The sequence below is a fragment of the Tahibacter amnicola genome (assembly GCF_025398735.1).
In the GTDB taxonomy this organism is placed as follows: domain Bacteria; phylum Pseudomonadota; class Gammaproteobacteria; order Xanthomonadales; family Rhodanobacteraceae; genus Tahibacter; species Tahibacter amnicola.
Genome location: NZ_CP104694.1, coordinates 4,806,236 through 4,831,054, shown reverse-complemented (window position 1 = coordinate 4,831,054; position 24,819 = coordinate 4,806,236). Strand labels below are relative to the sequence as shown.

The window sequence follows — 24,819 nt, the reverse complement described above, 5'->3', positions numbered from 1 at the left end:
ACTATTCCTTGCTGCTGTTGCCGGGAACGACGGCGCGCGCGAGCTGCAGGTCGACATTCACCACGCCGTCGAGCTTTGTCAGGGCACGCGTGAGGTCGGGACCCGCACGGACGCGCCACTCGCTGCCCAGTTCCAGCTCGGCCTTGGCGTAGCGGTTGGCATAGCCCAGGCGAACAGGGGTCTGGCCGCCACGGTAGCTCAGCAAGGTGTTGCGCAGCGTGTCGGCAAATGCCGGGCCGACACCGTTCAATTGCAGACGGACATGCCGCGCGAAACGCTCGCAGGCCTGTTCCAGGGTCAGCACGCTGCGTGCGCGCACCTGATGCGCGTTGGAGAAGTCGTCGAAGGACAGTCCGCCCTCGACGACGAGAATCGCGTCCCGCGTCAGCAGCGGGCTGAACTCGACGAAGGCCTCGCGGAAGAAGCTGACCTCGATGCGGCCGCTCCAGTCCTCGAGCTGGACGAAGGCCATGGTATCGCCACGCTTGCGCAGCCCCACGACCTGACCGGCAACAGTCCAGGGCGTATCCGGTCCCCGGCGGAACCGGTTGTTCTCGTCGTCGTCTTTTTTCTTGAACTTGGGCGGCTGGTACTTTTGTTCGATCTCGCCCAGCGGGCAGGTGGCCAGCTGGAGCAGCTGTGATTTCCACGAATCCGTGGGATGGCCCGACAGGTAGTGCCCGAGTGTCTCGCGCTCGCCGGACAGGCGCTGCTCCAGCGGCCACTCGTCCACCACCGGCAAGTCGAGCACCGGTGCGGCCGGGCTGGAGGCGCCGAACATGTCGTTCTGGCCGGCGATGCGGTCGCGCAGGTGCTGTTCGGCCGCCTTCACTACTTCGGGCAGCTGTGCCATCAGCGAGGCACGATTCGGTGCGAGCGCATCGAGTGCGCCGGCGTTGATCAGCGCTTCGAGCACGCGTTTGTTGAGCTTCTGCAGGTCGACACGCTGGCAGAAGTCGAGCAGGTCGCGGTAGTTTCCGCCGCGCTCGCGTTCGGCGACGATGTTCTCGCAGGCCCCCTGGCCGACGCCCTTGATGGCGCCCAGGCCATAACGGATGGCGCCATTGTCCAGCGCCTCGAACATGTACGCGGACGCATTCACATCGGGCGGCAGCACGCGCAGGTTCATGGCGCGTGTTTCGTCGAGGAAGTTCACCACCTTGTCGGTGTTGTCCATGTCCGAGGACAGCACCGCGGCCATGAATTCGGCCGGGAAATGCGCCTTGAGCCAGGCGGTCTGGTAGGAAACCAGGGCGTAGGCGGCCGAGTGCGATTTGTTGAAACCGTACTCGGCGAATTTTTCCATCAGGTCGAAGATGGAGGTCGCCAGCTGCGCATCGACGCCGTTCTCGGCAGAGCCGGCTTCGAACTTGACGCGCTCCTTGGCCATCTCCTCGGGCTTCTTCTTGCCCATGGCGCGACGCAGGAGATCGGCGCCGCCGAGCGTATAGCCGGCGAGCACCTGGGCGATCTGCATCACCTGTTCCTGGTACACGATGACGCCGTAGGTCGGCTTGAGCACCGGTTCGAGCTTGGGATGCGGGTAGGTGACTTCGGCACGCCCGTGTTTGCGGTTGATGAAGTCGTCCACCATGCCCGACTGCAGCGGGCCGGGGCGGAACAGCGCCACGAGCGCGATGATGTCTTCGAATGTGTCCGGCTGGAGCTTCTTGATCAGCTCCTTCATGCCGCGCGATTCGAGCTGGAACACGGCGGTGGTGGCGCAGGACTTCAGCAGCTTGTAACTGTCGGCATCATCGATCGGGATGGCCGTGATGTCGACGGGTTCCAGGCCGGAGCGGGCGCGGCGGGCATTGATGGCCTTCACCGCCCAGTCGATGATGGTGAGCGTGCGCAGGCCCAGGAAGTCGAACTTCACCAGGCCCACCGATTCGACGTCGTCCTTGTCGAACTGGGTGACGACGCCGGTGCCCCCGGCTTCACAGTAGAGCGGCGCGAAGTCCGTCAGCTGCGACGGCGCGATCACGACGCCGCCGGCGTGCTTGCCGGCATTTCGCGTGAGGTCTTCCAGTTCGCAGGCGAGGTCGAGCAGTGCCTTGACCTCTTCCTCTTCCTGGTAACGCTGGATCAGTTCGGACGAGCTCAGCGAGCTGTCTTTCCTGGACTTGTCCGAGCGGCCCAGGGCATCGTCGAGCGTGATGCCCAGGGTCATCGGGATGAGCTTGGCGATACCGTCGACGAACCCGTAGGGGTGTCCCAGCACGCGGCCGCAGTCACGCACCGCGGCCTTCGCCGCCATGGTGCCGTAGGTGATGATCTGGCTGACGTGGTCGCGACCGTAGGCGCGGGCGACGTAGTCAATGACCTCGTCGCGACGGTCCATGCAGAAGTCGACGTCGAAGTCGGGCATGGAGACGCGTTCGGGATTGAGGAATCGCTCGAACAGCAGGTCGTAGGGCAGTGGATCCAGGTCCGTGATGCCCAGGCAGTAGGCGACCAGCGAACCGGCGCCGGATCCGCGCCCTGGTCCTACGGGAATGCCATTCTGCTTGGCCCAGTTGATGAAGTCGGCGACGATCAGGAAGTAGCCCGGGAAGCCCATCTTGACGATGACGTCGACTTCCACCTCCAGACGCTCGGCGTACTCCTCGGTGGTGCGGCCGGCGGCCGGGCCGTGCTTGGCCAGTCGTGCAGCCAGACCCTGGCGCGCCTGTTCGCGGATGAAGGTGTCGAGCGTGTGCTCGGGCGGCACCGGGAACGCCGGCAGGTAGTAGGTGCCGAAGGATAGTTCCAGATTGCAGCGTTTTGCGATTTCTACACTGTTCTGCAGCGCCTCGGGAATATCGGCGAACAGCGCCGCCATTTCATCGGGCGACTTGAGGTACTGCTCGGGCGTATAGTCGCGCGGCCGCTTGGGATCGGCCAGCACGCGGCCCTGGTGGATGCACACGCGCGCTTCGTGGGCGTTGAAATCCTGCTTTTCGAGAAAGCGCACGTCATTGGTGGCCACGACCGGGCAATCCACGAGGGCCGCGACATGCAGTGCGCCCTCGTTGAACGCCGCCTCGCTGGCGTGGCCGACGCGCGAGATCTCCAGGTACAGGCGGTCGTTGAAATGGGCCAGCCAGAAGCCGCAGCGTTCTGCGGCCGCTTCCGGCTTACCGGCGAGAATCAGGTGAGCCAGGTCGCTTTCACGCCCCAGGAGGGCGATCAGGCCTTCCGTCTGTCCGCTGAACCAGGCCGGGTCGATCTGGGCGAAATCGCCGTGCTGGCCTTCCACATAGGCCCGCGACACCAGGCGCGACAGGTTGAGGTACCCCGTGCGGTTCTGGCACAGCAGGGTCAGGCGTGTCGGCTTGTTGCGGTCGGCCGGATTGGCGACCCACACGTCGGCACCGGCGATCGGCTTGACGCCGGCCTTTTCACATTCCTTGTAGAACTTGACCAGAGCGAAGAGGTTGGCCTGGTCGGTCAGGGCGAGCGCAGGCAGGTCCGCTTTCGCGCAGGCGGAAACCAGCGACGAGATGCGGATCGTGGAATCCACCAGCGAATACTCGCTGTGGACATGCAGATGGACAAATCGTGCGGTCATGGGGTGTACGGCTCGGTGGCGCAGGGTAGTGCGGCAGCGCGACGCGGGCAAGGCTTGACGCCGTCAAAGGCACGATGCGTCGCGCAGGCTTTGCGGTTGCGGGCCCGCCGCCCTACGGAAAACCCTGCACAAGGCCGCAAGCTTTGGTGTTTCGGGGCCCCCTTGAATCAAGGGGAGTGGGCGGTCAAACGCGGGCAAAGCCAATGTTCGGCGGGCGGTATGTTGACGTCGGCAGGAGTTCAATCCGGCGGCGTGCCCGAATCTTCGTTAGAACAGGCTCGGCTGCAGAGTCGCCTGCACGGGGGCAAAACTGCGCCGGTGCGCAAGACATGGGCCAAGACGTCGCAGGGCATCCAGGTGCTCGGGCGTGCCGTAGCCCTTGTGACTGGAGAAGCCATAGCCGGGGTGGCGTTCGTCCAGCGCGACCATGAGCCGGTCGCGCGTCACTTTTGCCAGGATCGAAGCCGCGCTGATGGCCGGTTCCAGCGCGTCACCGCCGACCACGGCGCGTGCGTCGCAGCGCAGGTTCTTCGGCAGGTGGTTTCCATCGATCAATGCTAGCGCCGGTTCGATCGCCAGCTGCACGAGAGCCTGCGCCATTCCGTGCATCGTGGCATGGAAGATGTTGAGGCGGTCGATGGCCTCGACGTCGACCTCGACGATGCTGTACGCCAGCGCGCGTTCGCGGATCAGTGGCTCCAATGCCTCCCGGCGGGCTTCGGTGAGCTGCTTGGAATCGGCCAGTCCGTCGATCGGCTTTTTCGGGTCGAGAATGACGGCGGCGACCAGGACAGGGCCCGCCAGCGGCCCGCGACCGGCCTCGTCGACACCGGCGACATGGAGACGGGAGCGCGCGGCCTTGGTCATCGTCATTCCCTCAGGGCGCCGATCGTGCCAAAGACATAGTCGTGATACGACTCAAGCAATGCCGGCTCCTTGCAGTCGAAATAGCGGCCTTCGCAGCGGTCACGCAGCAAGGCGCTGGCCTCGTAGAAGTCGTCCTTGCGCAAGTCGGCCACATCCAGCAGCAATGAGCCGAGATAGATGATGTCCAGCACGGGGAAGTCGATCTTCCGGCGCAGCGGGAAGTTCGACTTCAGCATGTAATAGGTGACCTTGGTGGGGTCTTTCACGCCCTTGGGCACTTTCTTTTCCAGCGCATTGATCGCGCCGTCGAAGGAGGGCTGGTGATCGCCGAAGTGCATGAGCACGGTGCGACGGTCGCTGGCAAAGAGCTTTTGTTCCAGCTGGGCCATGGCCTGTTCGGATTGTTCCAGGCGTTCGAGGTAATTGCCGAGGTTGAGATTGAGCCAGGGATTGAGGCGCTTGGGAAACAGGGGCTTGTTATAGGGGGAGGGCAGGTCACGCAGGGGCGTCATGTGCGGACCGTGCTGGTGCAGGGTCAGCATGAAGATGAAAAGCGGCTGCGTCGAATGGGCGCGCTTTTCGTCTTCGTAAATACGGTTGAAGACTTTCAGGAGGTCGAAGTCGTTGGAATCCCAGCCCAGCCCGTAGGTCGTTCCGTCGTAAAAGGTGTCGAAGCCGTAGAAATTGTAGGCGTTGCGTGCATTGATAAAGCTGCCGGACATCGGGTAGATCGCGATGGTTCGGTAGCCGTTCTCCTTGAGCGCGCGCGGCAGGCTGTAGGCCACGCGTGGCGCCAGGTTGAACGGTGCATAGAGCCCTGCGTTGCCGAACAGCACGTGCGCCATGCTGGTCAGGAAGGCAAATTCACTGGTCCAGGTGCCGCCGCCCCAGGTATGCACCTGCAGCAACCCGTGGGCGCGCGTGCGCTTGTCGACCTGGAACAGTCGCCGCTTGCACACGGGCAGGCGGCATTCCACCAGCATGCTGGGGTCGAAGGTGCTCTCCTGCAGCACGGCGACGATGTCCGGGCGTTGGCGCGGATCGCCGACGCTGGCCACCTGTTCGTTCCACACCTGGCGCGAAGCCGCATCCTTGACGAGCTTGGGTGGCTCGATCTGGGTGGCATAAAACGAGATGAAGAAATCGGTGAGGTAGCTCTTGTCGTTCATCGCGGCCCACATGCCTTTGCCGTAGACATGCATGAAGGGCCCGCGCGGATTGAGCGTGGCAAACAGGGCGACAGCGGAAAGACCGGCGCCGAGCGAAAGGACGACGATGCGTGGCCAACGCCGCAGCCCACTGAAGAGCCGGGGGCGATCGATCCGCCAGATGCCTCCGAGGCTGAGCGGCAGCGCCACGAGGCCGGCAAAACTGGCGATCAGGATCAGGGGATAACGTGCGAAGACTTCCAGCGTTTCGAGATTGGCGAAATAGACGAGGTCGGGCGCGAGCAGGGGCGTGGTGAGGTAGGTCACCTTGAGCACGCTGCTGGTGAGAATGAGGATAAACAGGCCGGCGCTGGCGATGAGGCTGAAGGCGAAGCGTCGCGTGGTGAAGGCCGCCAGCAGTGCCACGCTGCCGCTCAGGACCAGCGTATACGTGCGTTCTTCCGGAGTGCCTTCTGCCAGGGGGCCGTAAAGCACCATCGCGCCATAGGCAATGATGGCCAGCAGGTGCAACAACCAACTGCGGCGATCAATGACGGGAAGAAGGGGCATTGCCATCACGAGAGGGCGAAGTGGCGCGCATGGTGACGTTGGCCCGGATGAGGGTCAATGGGGCGGCAGGGGAGCGCGTTGGCTGTCAGACAGGGGGGCGTCCGAGGATGACGGTGGGTCCAGCGGACGGCCCTCGACCAGCGCGCTGACCACGTCAGCGGCGTGCGATCCCGGCGCGCCGTGGAGCGTGCGGTGCAGCCGCTCGAATTCCGCCAGCAGTGCCATCCGCGCCGATGCGTCGCCAAACAGCTGCAGCAGCGCGTCCGCCAGGGCGGGCGCCGTGCAGGCATCCTGCAGGATCTCCGGCACCAGCTCACGCCCGGCCAGCACATTGGGCAGGGAAAAGCGCGTCGTGCGCATCAGCTTGAACCAGGTGACGAGCCGATACGTCCAGGCGGCCACTTTGTAGGCCACCACCATCGGACGCTTCGCCAGCATGGCCTCCAGGGCGGCCGTGCCGGATGCCAGCAGGACGACATCCGCGGCCTGCATGGCCAGATGCGCGTTGCCGTCCAGCAGCCGGATCGGGGTATCCGGCTGCGCGTCATCGGTATCTGGTGTTGCGGACATCAGGGCCGAGAATCGGGCACGGCAGGCCTCGGTCGCCATCGGTGCGACGATCTGCAGGCCGGGAATGGCTTTCGCGCAGCGCCGTGCTGCTTCGATGAAGATGGCACCCAGCCGTTCGATCTCCCCCAGTCGACTGCCCGGCAACAGCGCCAGGACGGGGGCGTCGTCGGAAAGACCGAGTGTGCGCCGGGCTGCATGGTGTTCATTCACCAGCGGAAAACGGTCCGCCAGGGGATGGCCGACAAAGCGTGCGGTGACGTGATACCGCGCGTAGATCGGCGGTTCCATCGGAAACAGGCACAGCACCACGTCGGCGCTGCGGCCGATCTTCGCCGCGCGCCCTTCGCGCCAGGCCCAGACCGACGGACTGACGTAGTGCACGGTGCGGATGCCAGCCGTCTTGAGTTTCTTTTCCAGCCCGAGGTTGAAGTCCGGGGCGTCGATGCCGATGAAGGCGTCGGGTTTGAGTGCCTGGATGCGCCGGGAAACATCTGCGCGAATGCGCAGCAGCTCTGCCAGGTGCTTGAGCACCTCCACCAGGCCCATTACCGACAACTTTTCCGCGGGATACCACGCCTCCAGGCCGGCGGCGATCATCTGGTCGCCGCCGATGCCCACGAAGCGGGCGTCCGGATAGCGGACGCGCAGGGCGCGGATCAGGTCGGCCCCGAGCAGGTCACCGGAGGCTTCGCCGGCAACGAGCGCGAAAAGTCGGGGACGGGGTGCGGATTCGGTCGGATTCACTCGGGGTTCGCCGTCAGGGAGGGCAGCGATTCAGTCTTGCAGCGTGCGGCACCGTCGCGGTGCGCCGGCCCGGGCGAGTCCGGGCCGGCGGCACTCCGGCGGAGGTGCCGGTCAGCGGATGAGCGAGCGCTTGCTGCGTTCGATGAAGTCGAGCAGCAGCTTCACGTCCGGTGCATCGCTGGAGGCGCGCAGCAGTTCCTCGCGCGCGTCCGCCAGCGGCAGTCCGGATTTGTAGAGCGTCTTGTAGGCGCGCTTGATCGACAGGATGCGGTCCGGGTCAAAGCCGCGGCGGCGCAGGCCTTCGGCATTGATCCCTTTGGGCTCGGCAAAGCTGCCGGCCACCGTCACGTAGGGGGGCACATCGCGGTTGATGATCGATCCCATCGACGTGAACGCGTGCGCGCCGATCTGGCAGAACTGGTGCACCAGGGTGAATCCGCCGAGCGTGACCCAGTCGTCCACGATGACATGGCCGGCGAGCGACGCGGCGTTGGCAAACGTGGTGTTGTTGCCGACGATGCAATCGTGCGCGAGGTGGACGTAGGCCATCAGCCAGTTGTCGTTGCCCACGCGTGTAACGCCGCCGCCATCTTCCGTACCGCGATGGAACGTGACGAACTCGCGGATCACATTGCGATCGCCGATTTCCAGGACCGCGTTCTCGCCATGGAATTTCTTGTCCTGCGGCGCGGCGCCGATCGAGGCGTACTGCCAGATACGGTTGTCACGGCCGATGCGCGTAGGCCCTTCGACGATGACGTGGGGACCGATCCAGGTGTTGTCACCGATCTCCACGTCGGCGCCGATGATCGAATACGCGCCGACGGAGACATTCTGGCCGAGGCGGGCGGCCGGGTCGATGATGGCGGTGGGATGAATCATCAGTCGTTGCGCTCCGCACACAGGATTTCCGCTTCGGCGACGACTTCGCCGTCGACCAGCGCCTGGCACCAGAACTGGCCCATCTTGCGGATCATGCGCTTCTGTTCCACCTGGAGGACGAGCTGGTCACCGGGAGCAACGATACGCGAGAAGCGCGCCTTGTCGACCTTCACCAGGTAGAACAGCGGCTGGGCATTGGGGTCGGCCTGGGCCGACAGCTGCACAAGGACGCCGGATGCCTGGGCCAGCGCCTCGATGATGAGCACGCCGGGCATGACGGGGTTGCCGGGGAAATGACCCTGGAAGAACGGCTCGTTGATAGTCACGTTCTTGATGGCTGTCAGGCGCTTGCCGGGCTCGAAGGCGGTGACGCGGTCCACGAGCAGGAACGGATAGCGGTGCGGCAGCAGGTCGAAGATACGTCGCACGTCCAGGGGAAGCATCGTGCCGGCGTTCGAGTCATTCATTGCTTAGCGTCCTTTTCGATGGCTTTCACGCGGCGCGCCAGCTCGTCCAGCTGGCGAAACCGTGCAGCATTGCGACGCCACTGGCGGTTCTCCTGGATGGGCGTACCCGAGGAGTATTCGCCGGCGGCGTGAATGGAGTGGGTGACCAGGCTCATCGCCGTAACCGTGACCCGGTCGGCGATCGAGAGGTGGCCAAGGATACCGGCACCGCCGCCAATCAAACAGTAGCGCCCGATCCGGGCGCTGCCGGCCACCGCCGAACAGCCGGCCATGGCCGTGTGTGCACCGATGACGACGTTGTGGGCGATCTGGATCTGGTTGTCCAGGCGCACGTCGTCCTCGAGCAGGGTGTCTTCCAGCGCGCCCCGGTCAATGGTGCAGTTCGCGCCGATCTCGCAGTCGTCGCCGATCGTCACGCCCCCCAGCTGGGGCACCTTGACCCAATGGTCGCGATCAAAGGCAATGCCGAAGCCGTCCGAGCCGATCACCGCACCGGGATGAATCAGCACTCGCCGGCCCAGTCGCACCCGGGTGACCAGCGTGACGCGGGCAGTCAGGCGGCACTGGGCGCCCACATGGCAATCCGGACCCACAATGCACCCGGGCCCGAGGATCGCGCCGGCCTCGACCACGCTGCCGGCCTCGACGACGCACTGCGGGCCGACACTCGCATCCGGGTGGACCCGTGCGGATGCATCGACCACGGCAGTGGGGTGGACCCCCGGCAGGGCGGCCGGCAGGGATTCGAACAGGGCGGCCACCTTGGCGTAGGTCACGTAGGGGTCGCGCGCCACGAGTGCGGCGCCCTCGCGCAGCGCAGCGTCGTCCTCCCGCAGGATGACGGCAGCGGCGCGGGTTGTCTGCAGCTGGTTGCGGTACTGCGGGTTGGACAGAAAGCTCAGCTGGTTGGGGCCCGCCGCGGAGAGGGTGGCAATGCCACAGATGGGCAGGTCCGCGTCGCCGCGGAGCTCCAGGCCGAATCGCTGCGCGATATCGCCCAGGCGCCAGACGGTCGTTGCGCTCATGGTTGTTTGGCCTGATGGGATTGGTAGTTGCGGCGCAGCCGGTCAAGGACGCGGTCGGTGATGTCGATGCGCGGGTCGGCGTAGACCACGGGGCTGGGGACGACCAGGTCCAGGCCCTGCTCGCGCGCGTATTCGACGACGGCGTTGTTGATCGCCTGCCAGCTCTTGTCGAGCTCCTGGTCGCTGCGCGTCTTCAGTTCCGCGCGCAGTTCCTCGCGGGTGCGTCTGACGCTGCGCTCGAGGGCGTCGATCTCGCGCTTGCGCGTATCCGCATCGGCCTTCGACAGCAGGGCGCCGTCGCGTTCGAAGACTTTCTTCAGCTCTGCCAGCCGCGCCTCATCGACTTTCAATGCCGCGTCGCGGGCGTTGAATTCCTGCTGCAGCCGGTCGCGGCCGGCCTGGACCTGCGGCGCGTTGTCGAGCAGGCGCTTCATGTCGACGTAGCCGAGCTTGTTGCCGCCCTGGGCCCAGGCGAGCGCCGGCAGCAGCGCCAGCGCCGCTGCAAGTATCCATGGTCCGCCTGCGTGCTGGCCCACGCGTCCTCCCTCGCTTCGGGTTGCAAGCCGGACGCTGCTGCGGCCTCCGGCGTTGCGTGATGATGCCAGTTCTTGTCAGAACTGCGTGCCGAAGGAGAACTGGATGGTTTCCGTCCGGTCGCCATCCTTCTTGCGGATCGGGCGGGCCAGGTTGACCGTGATCGGTCCGACCGGCGCCTGCCATTGCAGCGAAAGGCCCGTCGAGGCGCGCAATTCACCGGCATCGAAATCGCCGAAGGTGCGATAGACGTTACCCACGTCGAGGAACGCGGAGATGCGCACCGAGTCGCTGTTCTTGGCGAACGGCGTCGGCAGGATCAGTTCGGCCGAGCCCAGTACCTTGAAGGCACCGCCGATCGGCTGGCAGTAGTCGATCTGGCTGACGCGTTCGCACGGGCCGAGGGTGTTGTCCTCGAAGCCGCGCACATCGCGCACGCCGCCGGCATAGAAGTTCTCGAAGAAGGGCAGGCCGCTCAGGACGACGCGCTGGCCCTTGACCGGGGCGTTGGGATCTTCGCGACCGATGGCATTGCGGTAGCTGTCGCCGTAGCCGAGGTTGCCCGACAGCAGGAAGGTGAGGCTGTCGGTCAGCGGGAAGTAGTGGGCACCCTGGTAGTACAGCTTGTAGTACTCCAGCGTGGAGCCAGGCAGCGCGATTTCGGCGGAGATCGACTGCAGGCCGCCGCGGGTTGGCGTGAAGTACTTGTTGCGCGTGTCGTGGGCCCAGGACGCCGTCAGGTTCCAGGTATGGATCGTGCGGTGATCCAGGTCCGTGATGTAGCGGATGATGTAGCTGGGCGTCAGGCCCGGCAGGGTCGTGATCTGGTTGTTGCTGAAGCCCAGCTGGAACTGCACGCCGTCGGTCTCGCCGATCGGAACGCCTACGAAGGTGGAGAAGGCGGCCGTGTCGCTCAGATAGTTGGCGAGGTTGGCATCGCCCTGGTCCAGCTCACGCAGGCTCAGGTTGTAGCCCAGGCTGATATTGCTGTCGGTCAGGTAGGGCTGGGCGTAGCTGATGTCGTACCGGTTCATGTACGAGCTGCGCTGCACGGCGAGGGAGATCTTGTCGCCGGTTCCCAGGAAGTTGTTCTGCGACACCGCCACGCTGGCGATGAGCTTCTGGACCTGCGAATAGCCCAGGCCGAACAGCAGGCTGCCGGAGGGCTGTTCCTCGACCGTGATGACCATGTCGACCTGGTCTTCGGTGCCGGCAACCTTCGGCGTCTCGATCTCGACCTTCTTGAAGAAGCCCAGGCGCTGCAGGCGCACCTTGGAGCGGTCGATCGCGGCCTGCGAGTACCAGGAGCCTTCCAGCTGGCGCATTTCCCGGCGCAGCACTTCGTCTTCCGTACGCGTGTTGCCCTTGAACATCACGCGATTGACGTAGACGCGCTTGCCCGGGTCCACATAGAACGTGACCTCGACCGTCTTGCCTTCCTTGTCGGTCTTGGGAACCGGGGTGACTTCCGCGAAGGCGTAGCCGATGTTGGAGAGCACCGCGCTCATGGCGTTCGCGCTCTGCTCCAGCTTGCGGCGGGAGAAGGTCTCGCCCGCCTGGATGCGCAGCAGCTTGCGCAGCGACTCTTCCGGCAGGATCAGTTCGCCCAGCAGCTTGATGTCGGAAATCTTGTACAAGTCGCCTTCGTGCACGTTGGCGCTGACGTAGATGTTGCGCTTGTCCGGGCTGATGGAGACTTCCGTCGAATCGATGTTGAAGTCGGCGTAGCCGCGGTCGAGGTAGTAGGAGGCCAGCTTTTCCAGGTCGCCCGAGAGCTTCTCGCGGGAGTACTGGTCGTCCTTGGAGTACCAGGACGTCCAGTTGGACGTGTCGGACTCGAATTCGTCGCGGATCTCCTTATCCGTGAAGATGGCGTTGCCCACGACATTGATGTGCTTGATGCGCGAGGCCTTGCCTTCGGCGATCACGATGTTGATGTCGACGCGGTTGCGATCCAGCGGCGTGACCTTGGGCGTGATCGAGACGTTGTACTTGCCGCGGTTGTGGTACTGGCGGGTGAGTTCCTGCTGCACGCGGTCGAGCTGGAGGCGGTCGAAGGTTTCGCCTTCTTCAAGGCCGATGCCCTTGAGACCCTTGCGCAGTTCCTCTTCCTTCAGTTCCTTGTTGCCCTTGATGGTGATCTTGGAGATCGCCGGGCGTTCCTTCACCGTGACGACGAGGATGTCACCCTGCCGGGTGAGCGAGACGTCGTTGAAGAAGCCCGTCTTGAACAGGGCCCGGATGGCCTTCTCGCCGTCCTCGCTGGTGACGCGGTCGCCCTTTTCGATCGGCAGGTAGGTGAACACGGTGCCGGGTGCGATGCGCTGCAGGCCGTCGATCCGGATGTCCGAGACTACGAAAGCCTCGAACGCATTGGCCTCGGCAGCAAGGCAGGCAAGCAAGAGCAGGGCGGCGATACGCTTCATCGTCAATCCGTCAGGGTTTTTATGGCGGCGGGCGCTGCCGCGGTTTTTTGGGTTCGTGGGATCAGCGGGCGGTCGCTAGGACGGCAGCTGTCGCACGATATCGTTGTAGAACGCGAGTCCCATCAGGGCAGCCAGCAGGACCAGACCGGCGTATTGGCCGGCGATCAACATGCGCTCGCTGACCGGACTGCCCTTGACCGACTCAATAAGGTAATACACGAGATGACCGCCGTCCAAGATGGGGATGGGCAGCAGGTTCATGATGCACAGGCTCAGAGAGATCAGCGCCAGGAAGTAAAGGAACCAGCCCGCGCCGAGCTGGGCCGAGGCGTTGGCGGTCTGGGCGATGCTGATCGGCCCGGAAATATTCTTGAGGGACGCGGACCCGACGATCATCCGCTTGAGCATGGCAAGGGTCCGGCCGGTGAGGCTGGCGGTTTCCCGGAAAGCCGCGCCCAGCGCGGCGATCGGGCCATAGCGGAGGAGCGCGTCCTGGGCGACCGGCGGCGGCGCCGCCAGGGTGACGCCGATCTGCCAACGGGGGCCTTCGTCGCTGGTGGCGGCCTTCGGAGTGACCGTAAGGGTCTGGCGCTCCGTACCCCGTTGCACCACGACACTCAGCGGCGTCTGTGCCGACGCGAGCTTCTGGACCGTTTCGACGAAGGTCGCACTGTCGCTGATGGGGATCTCATTGACCGACACGACGCGATCGCCCGCCTTGAAGCCCGCGGCCGCTGCCGGGGAATCCTTGCTGACCTGGCTGAACTGCGCCGGACCCGGCAGGAATGGGCGCCAGGTGATGCCCACCTGGCGCAGCAGTTCGACTTCTTCGATGCCGCGAGGAATGCCGGAGGTATCCAGCCGGCGGGTTGCCGTCTTGCCTTGGGCGTCGGTGACCGTGACGTCGACTGCGCCGCGATCCATCGCGTGTCCGAGCAGCAGGAAGCCGGCGTCGGTCAGGGTCTGGACGGGTTCGACGCCGACCTTGGTAATGGTGTCGCCGGCGGCGAATCCGGCGGTGGCCGAAACGCCGTCCACCTTGCCGATGACCGGCTGGTAGTCGGCCTTGCCGATGATGAACATGGCCCAGAGGGCCGCGATGGTGAAGATCAGGTTGAACAGCGGGCCTGCGACCGTAATGGCGGCACGCTTCCAGACGGCCTTGCTGTTGAAATCGCCGTCGGCATCTTCCGGGGAGACTTCCGCTTCGCGCGAATCGAGGAATTTCACGTAGCCGCCCAGCGGCAGCAGGCTGATGACAAACTCGGTGCCGTTCCTGGCGACGCGGGTCCAGATGGGTTTGCCGAATCCCACCGAGAACCGAAGCACCTTCACGCCGAGCAGCCGGGCGACGCTGTAGTGCCCGAACTCATGGAAGGTGATGAGCAAGCCCAGAGTGACCAGCAACCACCAGATTGAACCGAAGAAGTCGCCCATGGGAGGCTCAGCAGTGAAGGCGGCGCATCATATGACGCGCCGTATGACGGGCGGTTAAGTCCGTCTGAATGAGTTGATCGAGACTTTGGACCGGTTCAGTACCGAGCGCGTCCATGCAGGATTCGATGACCTCCGCGATCGCCAGGAACGGCAAGTGTCCGTCCAGGAAGGCCGCCACCGCAATTTCGTTGGCGGCGTTGAGGACGGTGGGGGCGGTGCCGCCCGCACGCAAGGCGGCATAGGCCAGGTCCAGGCACCGGAACGTGGCGCGGTCCGGGGGCAGGAACTCCAGCCGCGACAAGGCGACCAGGTCCAGCGGTTTGACGGCCGTGTCCACACGACCGGGCCAGGCCAGGGCGTGGCCGATGGCCGTTCGCATATCGGGATTGCCCAGCTGCGCAAGGACGGATCCGTCGACGTACTCCACCAGGGAATGCACGATGCTCTGCGGATGCACGACGACGTCGATGGCTTCCGGCGGGGCATCGAACAGGAAGTGAGCTTCGATGACCTCCAGCCCCTTGTTCATCAAGGTGGCCGAATCAACCGAGATCTTGCGGCCCATGCGCCAGTTCGGGTGGGCGACGGCCTGCTCGGGCGTGATGGCGCCCAGATCCTGGCGGCTGCGGCCACGGAACGGCCCGCCGGAGGCCGTCAGCGTCAGCTTGCGCACGCCGACGGCGGAGAGTTCGGGCCGGCCGCCCGGCAGGCACTGGAACAAAGCGTTGTGTTCCGAATCGATCGGAATGAGATCGCCGCCACCGTCACGCAGTGCGCGCATCAGCAGCGGCCCCGCCATGACGATGGATTCCTTGTTCGCCAGCAGCAGCCGCTTCCCGGCGCGGGCGGCGGCCAGCGTAGAGGCCAGGCCGGCCGCGCCGACGATGGCGGCCACGACCGTATCGCACTGCGACGAGGCGGCGGCGTCTGACAGCGCGGCTTCGCCTGCGGCGACCGCTGTTGTCAGCCCGCGCCGCGCGAGATGGGCTTTCAGGTCCGCCTCGCAGGCGGGGTCGGCGACGATGGCCAGGTCCGGGCGGAACCGGTCGCACAGGTCGGCCAGCGCCTCGGTACTGCGATGGGCCGCCAGGACACTGGCCCGGAATTTATCCGGGTGGCGGGCGATGACGTCGAGCGTGCTGGAGCCGATCGATCCGGTGGCTCCGAGGATGGCAACCTGTTTCATGCCGCGAGCAGCGCCAGTCCCGCCGCCCAGACGGGCAGGGCCGCGAACACGCTGTCCAGCCGGTCGAACATGCCGCCGTGACCCGGGAAGAGATCACCGGAATCCTTCACGTTGGCGTGCCGCTTGATCAGGCTTTCAAACAGGTCGCCGACGATGGAGGCCACCACGGTCACCATCGCCAGGACGAACACGCCGGCCAGCGCCAGATGCCGCGTGCCGAGCAACCAGGCGCCGATCACCCCGACGATGGCCGAGCTGGCAATCGCGCCATAGACACCGGCCCAGGTTTTGCCGGGGCTGATCCGCGGGGCCAGCTTGGTCCGGCCCCAGCGACTGCCGGCCAGATACGCGCCGCTGTCGGCGACCCACACCAGCATGAGACCAAAGAGCGCCCACCACGGCCCCTTGTTCGGGCTGGCGTGCAGCTGCAGCAAGGCGCACCAGGCGGGAACGATGACAAACAGGCCGGCGACAGTCTTAAGACTGGCGTTCTCGTGCGTCGGCGCGACGGCGAACGAGAAACGCCGCAGCCACAGCGTGGCGACCAGCCACCAGGCCACGCCGGCGCCGATGACGGCCCACCAGACCGCGCCGTCGCGGTACCACCACAGCACCGCCATCGCGACGACGTGGGCGCCAATGACGGCACCCCGGATCGGCAGGGCGCGCAGGCCGACCATTCGGGTCCATTCCCACGCCGCCATCAGGAAGGCGCCGGCCGCGACCACCGCCAGCACGGCGGTCGGCGCCAGCAGGATCAGCGCGATCGCCAGCGGTGCCAGTACCAGGGCGGTCAAAGTCCGTGTTTTCAGTTTGGGAGGCACGGGACACTCGCGAGGCGGAGGAGGGGGCAGGGCGGGCGCATCAGGTGCCGGCAACCTGGGCGCTGGTCTTGCCGTAACGCCGTTCCCGGCCGGCATAGTCGTCGATGGCACGGGTGAACGCATCGGCGTTGAAGTCCGGCCAGAGCGTCGGCGTGAAGTACAGCTCGGCGTAGGCGATCTGCCAGAGCAGGAAGTTGCTGACGCGCAGTTCGCCGCCCGTCCGGATGAACAGGTCCACGGCCGGCAGCTCGGCGAGGGCGAAATGCGGGGCCATCTGCTGTTCGCTGATGGCGTCCACGGACAGTTCGCCCCGGAGCACGGCCAGGGCGGTTTGCCGGGCCGCTTCCGCCACGTCCCAGCGACCGCCGTAGTTGACGGCGATGTTGAGGGCAAGGCGCGAGTTGGACGCGGTCTTTTCCATAGCGCCACGCATGCGCGACTGGAGCGCCGGGGCGAAGGCTGACAGCTCGCCGATGAAGCGGATGCGCACGCCATGCCCGCAGAGCTCGTCGACTTCCCGGTCGAGCGCCTTGAGGAACAGTTCCATCAGCGCGCCGACCTCGTCCTTTGGACGCTGCCAGTTCTCGCTGGAGAATGCGAAGAGGGTGAGTGCCTCGATGCCGCGGCGCAGGCAGAACTCGATCGCGCCGCGCACGGCCTTCTGGCCGGCGTGATGCCCGAAGCTGCGCGGCCGCAGGCGCTGCTTGGCCCAGCGGCCGTTGCCGTCCATCACGATGGCGACGTGCCGGGGCAGGCGGGGATCCGGCGCGCCCGGCGTGCCGCCGGGCGCTTTGGTCACGGGGTCCAGGGTGAACTCCGTCGGCGCTCAGAGCGCCATCAGTTCGTCTTCCTTGGCCTTGACCACCGCATCGACATCTTTGATGGCCTTGTCGGTGAGCTTCTGGATGTCTTCCTCGGCCTTCCGTTCTTCGTCTTCCGTGACCTTCTTTTCTTTCAGCAGCTCCTTGACGTGCTGCATCGCATCACGGCGCACGTTGCGGACGGCGACCTTCGCGCTTTCGCCTTCGTGGTGAACGTGCTTGGAGAGCTCCTTGCGGCGCTCCTCGGTCAGGGCGGGCAGGTTGATGCGGATGACCGTGCCGGCGGTGGTGGGGTTCAGCCCGAGGTCGGAGGACATGATCGCCTTCTCGATCGGCTGCACCATGTTCTTCTCCCACGGGGTGATCGTCAGCGAACGCGCATCCTGGACGGCGATCGTGGCGACCTGGGACAGCGGCATGTCCGAACCGTAGTAGTTCACCTTGAGGTGATCGACCAGGGCGGTGGAGGCGCGTCCGGTACGCAGGCGCTGAAGGTCATGCTTGAGCGACTCGACGCTCTTGGCCATGCGGGTCTGGGCGTCTTTCTTGATGTCATTGATCATTGCGGCGAAATCCTTGGCCGGAACAAAGCGGCGGAAGTATAGCAGCGCGCCGGCATGGCCGACGCGCCTGGTTCACGAGACCAGGGTGCCGACCGGTTCGCCCTTCATGATGCGCAGCAGGTTGCCGCCCACGCCCATGTCGTAGATGCGCAGCGGGATCTTGTTGTCCCGGCACAGGGCGATGGCCGTGGTGTCCATCACCTGCAGGTTGCGCTGGATGACCTCGCCGTAGCTCAGCTTCTCGTAGCGCTGGGCCGTTGGGTCCTTCTTGGGGTCGGCGCTGTACACGCCGTCGACCTTGGTCGCCTTGAGCAGCAGATCCGCCCCCACTTCGATCGCGCGCAGGGCGGCGGCCGAGTCGGTGGTGAAGAAGGGATTGCCGGTACCGGCGGCGAACAGGGCAATCCGGCCCTTCTCCAGATGGCGGATAGCGCGGCGGCGGATGAAGTCCTCGCAGACTTCGTTGATCTTGATCGCGCTCATGACGCGGGCATAGGCGCCGAGTTTTTCCAGGGCGTCCTGCATGGCCAGGGCGTTCATCACGGTGGCCAGCATGCCCATGTTGTCGCCGGTCACGCGGTCCATGCCGGCCGCGGCCAGGCCTTCGCCGCGGAAGATGTTGCCGCCGCCGATGACGACGCCGACCTGGACGCCGACACGCTGGATTTCAATGATTTCCTTCGCCAGTCGGGTCAGTACTTTCGGATCAATGCCGTAGTCGGCGTCGCCCATCAGGGCCTCGCCGCTCAGCTTGAGGAGGATGCGCTTGTATTTGATATCGGTGGGCATGGCGGTTCCTCCGGGCAAAACGGGTGCAGTTTATCGGTTATGTATGCGGTAACGCAGGGGGTGATGCGGCCGGCACTGACTTGCCGGGTTGTCGTCCCCGATTCCCGGCGCAGGAGAGGGTTCCTGCGCAGTCTTGCCCGATGACTGGCACCGTCCGAGGTGCCGGGAATACGAGGTCTTTTGCGGAGCGTTCGGCGGAAGCCGGAGGGTGGCGGCTTCCGCCAGTTCGCCCCCGGCAAGTGCGGGGGCAGCGAAATCAGGCCAAAAAAAAGCCGCAGGGGTCTGCGGCTTTTTTGTTTCCTGGGCTTTCGCCTCAGGCAAGACCGGCTTGCTTCATGACTTCGGCAGCGTAGTCCTCAACCACCTTCTCGATGCCCTCGCCGACGGCCAGGCGCTGGAAGCCGATCACCTCGGCGCCTTCCTTCTTCAGGGCGGCTTCGACGGTCATGTTGGTGTCCAGCACGTACGGCTGACCGGTCAGGGTCATTTCCGAGACGATCTTGTTGATCTTGCCGGAGATGATCTTTTCCAGGATGTCGGCCGGCTTGGCCTTGTCCTTGTCGGTCATCTTGGCCAGTTCGATTTCCTTTTCCTTCGCCACGATGTCGGCCGGCACGTGGGCCGCCGAGACGTAGGGCGGGTTCATCGCCGCCACGTGCATGGCCAGGCCGCGAGCCAGCTCGTCCGAGCCGCCTTTGACTTCCACCAGCACGCCGATGCGGCCGCCATGGACATAGGCGCCGATCTTGTTGGCGCTGTCAGCGCGCACCATGCGGCGCAGCTGGACGTTCTCACCGACCTTGGCGACCAGGGCCTGGCGGGCTTCGTCAACCGAACCGCCGCCCGGGAAGGCAGCCGTCTTCAGGGCTTCGATGTCGGCCGAGCCGCTGGACAGGGCGACTTCGGCGGCGGTATTGGCGAACTTGACGAAGTTCTCGTCCTTGCCGACGAAGTCGGTTTCGGAGTTGACCTCGACCAGCACGGCCTTGCTGCCGTTCTGCGCCAGGACGATACGGCCTTCGGCGGCCACGCGGCCGGCCTTCTTGTCGGCCTTGGCCAGGCCCGTCTTGCGCAGGTATTCCATGGCCTTTTCGATATCGCCGGCGTTCTCGGCGAGCGCTTTCTTGCACTCCATCATGCCGGCGCCGGAGCGCTCGCGCAGTTCCTTGACCAGACTGGCGGTGATTTCCATGTATACCTCGGTATTGAATTCGGGCGACGCGGCGTCGCGCCGGGGAATCGGGATCTTCAGACGCGGTCGCGACACTGGCGTGACCGGGTCATGCGCGGCGGCCGGAGCCGCCGCGCGGTACGACGCTGGTGCTAAGTCTTACTCAGCCGACGGGGCCGGACGGCCGCCGCCGCCACGACGCGGGCCCTGGCCCGGCTTCTTGGCGCCCGGCTTGGCGTTACGCGGAGCCGGCTTGCGGCCGCGCGGGGCGTCGTCGTTGGTGGCAGCCTTGACGTTGCCTTCGGCGTCGAGCTCGACGAATTCGTCCTTCTCGCTCACGGCGACCTGCGGGGCCGCGGCCTTGCCTTCCAGCACGGCGTCGGCGGCAGCGCGGACGTACAGCTGCACGGCGCGGATCGCGTCGTCGTTACCCGGGATGGCGTAGTCGACGAGGCTCGGGTCGTAGTTGGTATCGACCACCGCCACGACCGGAATGCCGAGCTTCTTGGCTTCCTTGATGGCGATGTCTTCGTGGCCGATGTCGATGACGAACAGGGCGTCCGGCAGGCGGTTCATGTTCTTGATGCCGCCGAGCGAGGTCTGCAGCTTGTCCGCTTCGCGCTGGAGGCCGAGGACTTCGCGCTTGACCAGGCGGTCGAAGCGGCCGTCGGTGGCCATGGCTTCCAGTTCCTTCAGGCGGGCGACCGACTGCTTGACGGTGCGGAAGTTGGTCAGCGTGCCACCCAGCCAGCGGGCGGAGACGTGCGGCATGCCGCAACGCTCGGCTTCTTCCTTCACCGCGTCACGGGCCGAACGCTTCGTGCCGACGAACAGGATGGTGCCGCGCTTTTGGGCCAGGCCCGAGAGGAAGTTCATCGCGTCGCCGAACAGCGGAACGGTCTTCTCGAGGTTGATGATGTGGATCTTGCCGCGCGCGCCGAAGATGTAGGGCGACATCTTCGGGTTCCAGTAGCGAGTCTGGTGACCGAAGTGGACGCCGGCTTCGAGCATCTGGCGCATGGTGACCTGAGGCATGGTATTGCTCCAATTGTGGGCGCAGGCATAGCGGTAATGCGCCCGGGGTTGAGACCTCCACGCACCCCCGCGTTCGACTTCTTGCGAAGCACCCCGAAGCGGTGACGATGCGTGTGCGGATTCGGCAGGATTGCCGTGGTGCCGGCCTTGGAACCGGCTTGGATCGGCCCGCCAGGCCCTATGGGCGGCGCGGCAAATCCATGAGATTCTAGCCTGCTGCAGTGGCGCGGGACAAGGGGATGGGTGCTCTATCCCTCAGCCGGCAGCAGCCTTCGAGCAAGTGACAAACGCGGCCAGATCCCTGGTTGGTGCCGCGAGATGGCGGCGTGGGTGAAGGCTACCGCATTCTTCAGAAGGGACTATCTGGCATGCCAATGATTTTGAAAGTGATTGTTGCTACAGCGCTGGCTGCGGGTGCAGTCAGTGAGAGCGATGCATTGCCGCCCGTGCGTGCGAGTCTCGTCAAGGACATTGAAACAGCTCCCGGAGTGGCCAGCTCCGATCCTGGCCATTTCATTTCCATTGGCGATCGCGCCTACTTCGTGGCGACAACGCCTGAAACCGGCACCGAGTTGTACTCGACGGACGGCAGCCCTGCCGGCTTGCGGCTGGTACGCGACTTCGCAGCCGGGCCCGCCTCGTCATCCGCGGTGCCATTCGGCGGGACCAACGGGCGGATCATTGTCGCCGCCAACAACGGCATACACGGCATGCAGATGTGGTCCGTCAATCCCGATGGAACCGCGGCGACACGACTGACAAGCGAGCCGTCCGCGGGCGACCCTTGGTATGTCCGGGCACCGCTGGCGACAACGCAGAACCACGTGTTTGTCCGGATGGGCAACTCCGCCTACTCAACGGATGGCACACTGCAGGGGACCGTCAAGCATGTGATCCCCGGCGCAAGTTTCCTCACCGAACACGGTGTGTGTCCGATTGGCGATGCCATTGTCACTGTGACCTACGAGTTCGGAAGCGTCCACCTGTCGAGGGTCGATCCTGGGCAGGTCGCCCAGACCGATCTGGCACTCATGGCGAACTTCCACCCTGAAATGGTCCATGTCGCGTCGGCAGGCGATCACTGCTATGTGGCGGCATCGGCCGGCAATGGCTGGGTCCTGTGGAAGACCGACGGAACGGCTGCGGGCAGCCGGCAAATTGCGGATTCGGGGAACGGCCGCGCGCGCGGCCTGGCTTACGCTGGCGGCCAGGTCTACGTGGCGGAGAGCGCTCAAGGGCGTTTCCGTCTGGTACTCGCTGATGCGCTACGGGGTCAGACAACCGCGGTCATGGACGTCCCGTTAAACCTGGGTCACCACACCGTCGGAATGCTTCCGGTCGGTAACCGCCTGGCATTTTTCGCGCCATATCAGGCTGCCTCGATATTGAGGACCGGCGTGTTCATTACGGACGGCACGACGGCGGGTACCCGCAGGGTGTTGCCGGATGAAACCGGGTCGGCGTGGGTGAACCACGGCGAGGAGGGGATCGTTGTCGGCAGCCACGTGTATTACCACCTCGGCACGACATTGTGGCGTGTCGACCCGCAGTCACTGTCGTCCGAGCCAGTCATCAGCGACTTTCCGTTCTTGCCGCGAAACAGCACGGTGCTGAACGGCAAGCTCATCGGGGCTGCCAAACATCGTGTGCCAAATCAATCGACCCCCGATGTCGAGGTATACCAATCTGACCTTACTGTCGCGGGGACGCAGTTGTTGAATGACGTTTGGCCCTCGACCGCAGCGGGGGTCTTGTTCGAGAGCGAGCCGATTGCGGCTGCCAGAGGTGATTCGCTTCTGTTCGTGCAGTCCACCGATCCGTATGCATCGAACTCGTTCGCTCCTGCGAACCTTTGGCGCACGGACGGTACCGAGGCAGGTACCTATCCACTGGCCAGGTCCCAGTTCGAAGGTGACTGGATCGACCGCGTCGTCCCCTATGGTAACGATGTGCTGTTTGAGACGAACTCGTCCTATCTGTCTCGGATCTATCGCGCGGACTGGCAGCTGGGGGCTGCACGACGGGTGTGGGAGGGGACAGCAACGCGTCATGTTCTGCACGCCACCGGCGCTGGCAACGCAATGTTTCGTTGTGGCCAGCAAAGTTATGCGTTTGACCTTTGCGGCATGTCGGGTGGAACGGACCTGCCGGTCGTCATATTTCCCCGTTTTGGCGACTATCACCGGCTGACCGAAATCGGCCGCGTCAATGCGACGGCAATTTTTGCCGGGGTGGGTGACAATTCCGGCATATGGCGTAGCGATGCCACTGCGCCGGGGACTTTCCGCATCAGCGCTCTGCAAGCTGACTGGTGGCAGCAGGAGCAAGTGGCCAGCGCTGTATTGAACGGGCGCCTCTTTTTCCTTGTCTGTAGCGGGTCAGGTCCGTGCTACTTCATGTCGACCGACGGTAGCCTCGCTGGTACGAGAACCATCCTGGAATTTCCATCTGGAACGACAGGACAGTTGACCACGGTGGGCGGCAAGGTGCTGTTTGTCATTTCCCATGGCTCCACAAGCCAGCTGTGGTCCAGCGACGGCACTGCGGTCGGTTCTGTTCTGGTGGAGCAGTTTTCCACGGCCGGCGCGAAGATTGCGGAAGCGGGCGCGAATAAGGCGCTCGTATTTGCCTGTTCGGAATCGTGCGAACAGAACCTGACGCTCACTGACGGCACCTTCAAGGGATCCTATCGGGTGACGCTCCCGACGGGTTTCCAGGCAATACCGGGCAATTCCGCCGTGCTGGAAAACGGCGCAGTCCTTTTCCTGTGCCACAGCCAGCGAACGGGCGAAGAGCTGTGCGTTACCGCAGCAAATGCATACAACGCGACGTTGGTACGCGACATCTACCCCGGTACCTCTGGCTCGTCGCCCCTACTCATCGGACAAACCGACTCGGCGGCATTCTTTACGGCCGACGACGGTTACCACGGGCGGGAACTCTGGAAGGTCGAGCCTGTGCCCGAGATGATCTTCCGGAACGGCTTCGAGGCCGACTAGCCATCGAGGGATAGCATGCGGTCTGGCTGAAAGAGCGGCGGGGAGGATTGCTCCCCTCCGCTCCAGTCGGACTTTTCCTCAGTCCGCAGCGGCTGGAACGGGACGCTGTGGCGCTGCGACGGCGCCGCGCCCGGCCCGTTCCCGCTCGACCCGTTCCGCTCCAGCCAGTATGACAATCCGGTTCCAAGCGTGCTCTATCACGGCGATCTCTTCTTCCACGCCTGCGATGGCGCCCGCTGTGGGCTGGCCGCCAGCGACGGCACGACAGCCGGCACGCGGCAGGTGTCCCGAACGGCGGGCTCCCCCGTGCCCCGCGATGCACGGTCTGCCATGCGGCCCTCGGGCGGCATGGCGGGCCAGGGCCCGGCCGGGTTGCCATCCGCCCCCACTCCCGTCAGACTTTTCCTCCGGATAGAGGGTTCGCCGAACCTGAGGAACACATGCCCGTAACGATCAAGACCCCTGCTGATATCGAGAAAATGCGGATTGCCGGCGCGCTGGCGGCGGAAGTGCTCGAAATGATCGGGGAGTACGTCAAGCCCGGCGTCAGCACCGAGGAGCTGGACCGCATCTGTCACGATCACATCGTCAAGGTGCAGCAGTCGATCCCGGCGAATCTGGGCTACCGCGGCTTTCCGAAGACGATCTGCACGTCGGTCAACCACGTGATCTGTCACGGCATTCCCGATGCGCGCAAGATCCTCAAGGATGGCGACATCATCAATATTGACGTGACCGTCATCCGCGACGGCTTCCACGGCGATACCAGCCGCATGTACTACGTGGGCAAGCCCGATGTCCGGGCCCAGCGCCTGTGCACCGTGGCGTTCGAATCCATGATGCTGGGCATTGCCCAGGTCCGGCCCGGCGCTACTCTGGGGGACATCGGGCACGCGATCCAGAAGCACGCCGAAGGCGCAGGTTTCTCGGTGGTGCGTGAGTATTGCGGCCACGGCATCGGCCGCGTCTACCACGAAGATCCGCAGGTGCTTCACTACGGCAAGCCGGGTACCGGGCTGCGCCTGGAGAAGGGCATGTGCTTCACGGTCGAGCCGATGATCAATGCCGGCAAGCCGGGCACGCGCCTGATGCCGGACGGCTGGACAGTCGTGACGCGGGATCACTCCCTGTCGGCCCAGTGGGAACACACTGTCACGGTGACCGACGACGGCTACGAGATCCTGACGCCCTGGCCCAGGGCGGCCTGA

At 64.9% G+C, this 24,819-nt stretch carries 19 protein-coding genes; 2 read left to right on the top strand and 17 right to left on the bottom strand.

The window, feature by feature from the left end; all coding sequences use genetic code 11:
- Position 1: 1 nt before the first annotated feature.
- The 17 genes from dnaE to rpsB all read right to left on the bottom strand — a co-directional run bounded on the left by dnaE (position 2) and on the right by rpsB (position 20,612).
- A complete protein-coding gene (dnaE, locus tag N4264_RS18905; RefSeq protein ID WP_261693789.1) occupies positions 2-3,553 on the bottom strand; it encodes a DNA polymerase III subunit alpha in 3,552 nt (1,183 codons plus the stop codon).
- A gap of 267 nt (positions 3,554-3,820) precedes the next feature.
- Entirely contained in the window at positions 3,821-4,426 is a 606-nt protein-coding gene (gene rnhB, locus N4264_RS18900; RefSeq protein ID WP_425508286.1) for a ribonuclease HII, read from the bottom strand.
- Positions 4,423-6,144, bottom strand: coding sequence for an LTA synthase family protein (locus tag N4264_RS18895; protein ID WP_261693787.1), 1,722 nt, complete (start codon positions 6,142-6,144; stop codon positions 4,423-4,425). The genes rnhB and N4264_RS18895 overlap by 4 nt, the downstream gene beginning before the upstream one ends.
- 48 nt (positions 6,145-6,192) lie before the next feature.
- The gene (gene lpxB / locus N4264_RS18890; protein WP_261693786.1) at positions 6,193-7,452 is read right to left on the bottom strand and encodes a lipid-A-disaccharide synthase; all 1,260 of its coding nucleotides are present in this window, start codon (positions 7,450-7,452) and stop codon (positions 6,193-6,195) included.
- A 111-nt stretch (positions 7,453-7,563) separates the two neighbouring features.
- Entirely contained in the window at positions 7,564-8,334 is a 771-nt protein-coding gene (gene lpxA / locus N4264_RS18885) for an acyl-ACP--UDP-N-acetylglucosamine O-acyltransferase (protein ID WP_261693785.1), read from the bottom strand.
- Positions 8,334-8,801 (bottom strand): 3-hydroxyacyl-ACP dehydratase FabZ, encoded by a 468-nt coding sequence (gene fabZ, locus N4264_RS18880; protein ID WP_261693784.1) that lies wholly within the window; start codon positions 8,799-8,801, stop codon positions 8,334-8,336. Before fabZ ends, lpxA begins: the two co-directional genes overlap by 1 nt.
- On the bottom strand, positions 8,798-9,826 hold the full coding sequence (lpxD, locus tag N4264_RS18875) for a UDP-3-O-(3-hydroxymyristoyl)glucosamine N-acyltransferase (RefSeq protein WP_261693783.1): 1,029 nt from the start codon (positions 9,824-9,826) through the stop codon (positions 8,798-8,800). The genes fabZ and lpxD overlap by 4 nt, the downstream gene beginning before the upstream one ends.
- Positions 9,823-10,362 (bottom strand): OmpH/Skp family outer membrane protein, encoded by a 540-nt coding sequence (locus tag N4264_RS18870; protein ID WP_261693782.1) that lies wholly within the window; start codon positions 10,360-10,362, stop codon positions 9,823-9,825. Before N4264_RS18870 ends, lpxD begins: the two co-directional genes overlap by 4 nt.
- Positions 10,363-10,437: 75 nt before the next feature.
- Positions 10,438-12,786, bottom strand: a complete 2,349-nt coding sequence (bamA, locus tag N4264_RS18865) for an outer membrane protein assembly factor BamA (RefSeq protein ID WP_261693781.1) — start codon at positions 12,784-12,786, stop codon at positions 10,438-10,440.
- Between the two features lie 75 nt (positions 12,787-12,861).
- Positions 12,862-14,223, bottom strand: a complete 1,362-nt coding sequence (rseP, locus tag N4264_RS18860) for an RIP metalloprotease RseP (protein WP_261693780.1) — start codon at positions 14,221-14,223, stop codon at positions 12,862-12,864.
- Positions 14,224-14,230: 7 nt separating this feature from the next.
- The gene (locus tag N4264_RS18855) at positions 14,231-15,409 is read right to left on the bottom strand and encodes a 1-deoxy-D-xylulose-5-phosphate reductoisomerase (protein WP_261693779.1); all 1,179 of its coding nucleotides are present in this window, start codon (positions 15,407-15,409) and stop codon (positions 14,231-14,233) included.
- Entirely contained in the window at positions 15,406-16,233 is an 828-nt protein-coding gene (locus N4264_RS18850) for a phosphatidate cytidylyltransferase (RefSeq protein ID WP_261693778.1), read from the bottom strand. Before N4264_RS18850 ends, N4264_RS18855 begins: the two co-directional genes overlap by 4 nt.
- Before the next feature lie 40 nt (positions 16,234-16,273).
- Entirely contained in the window at positions 16,274-17,032 is a 759-nt protein-coding gene (gene uppS / locus N4264_RS18845) for a polyprenyl diphosphate synthase (protein ID WP_261693777.1), read from the bottom strand.
- Positions 17,033-17,059: 27 nt separating this feature from the next.
- Positions 17,060-17,617, bottom strand: a complete 558-nt coding sequence (gene frr, locus N4264_RS18840) for a ribosome recycling factor (protein ID WP_261693776.1) — start codon at positions 17,615-17,617, stop codon at positions 17,060-17,062.
- Positions 17,618-17,689: 72 nt separating this feature from the next.
- Positions 17,690-18,406, bottom strand: coding sequence for a UMP kinase (gene pyrH / locus N4264_RS18835; RefSeq protein ID WP_261693775.1), 717 nt, complete (start codon positions 18,404-18,406; stop codon positions 17,690-17,692).
- 313 nt (positions 18,407-18,719) lie between these two features.
- Complete coding sequence (tsf, locus tag N4264_RS18830; protein WP_261697658.1) at positions 18,720-19,598, bottom strand: translation elongation factor Ts; 879 nt, start codon at positions 19,596-19,598, stop codon at positions 18,720-18,722.
- Between the two features lie 138 nt (positions 19,599-19,736).
- Complete coding sequence (gene rpsB, locus N4264_RS18825; RefSeq protein WP_261693774.1) at positions 19,737-20,612, bottom strand: 30S ribosomal protein S2; 876 nt, start codon at positions 20,610-20,612, stop codon at positions 19,737-19,739.
- Positions 20,613-20,938: 326 nt separating this feature from the next.
- Here rpsB and N4264_RS18820 point away from each other — a divergent pair, with 326 nt between their 5' ends.
- A complete protein-coding gene (locus N4264_RS18820; protein WP_261693773.1) occupies positions 20,939-23,611 on the top strand; it encodes a hypothetical protein in 2,673 nt (890 codons plus the stop codon).
- Positions 23,612-24,051: 440 nt separating this feature from the next.
- On the top strand, positions 24,052-24,819 hold the full coding sequence (gene map, locus N4264_RS18815; protein ID WP_261693772.1) for a type I methionyl aminopeptidase: 768 nt from the start codon (positions 24,052-24,054) through the stop codon (positions 24,817-24,819).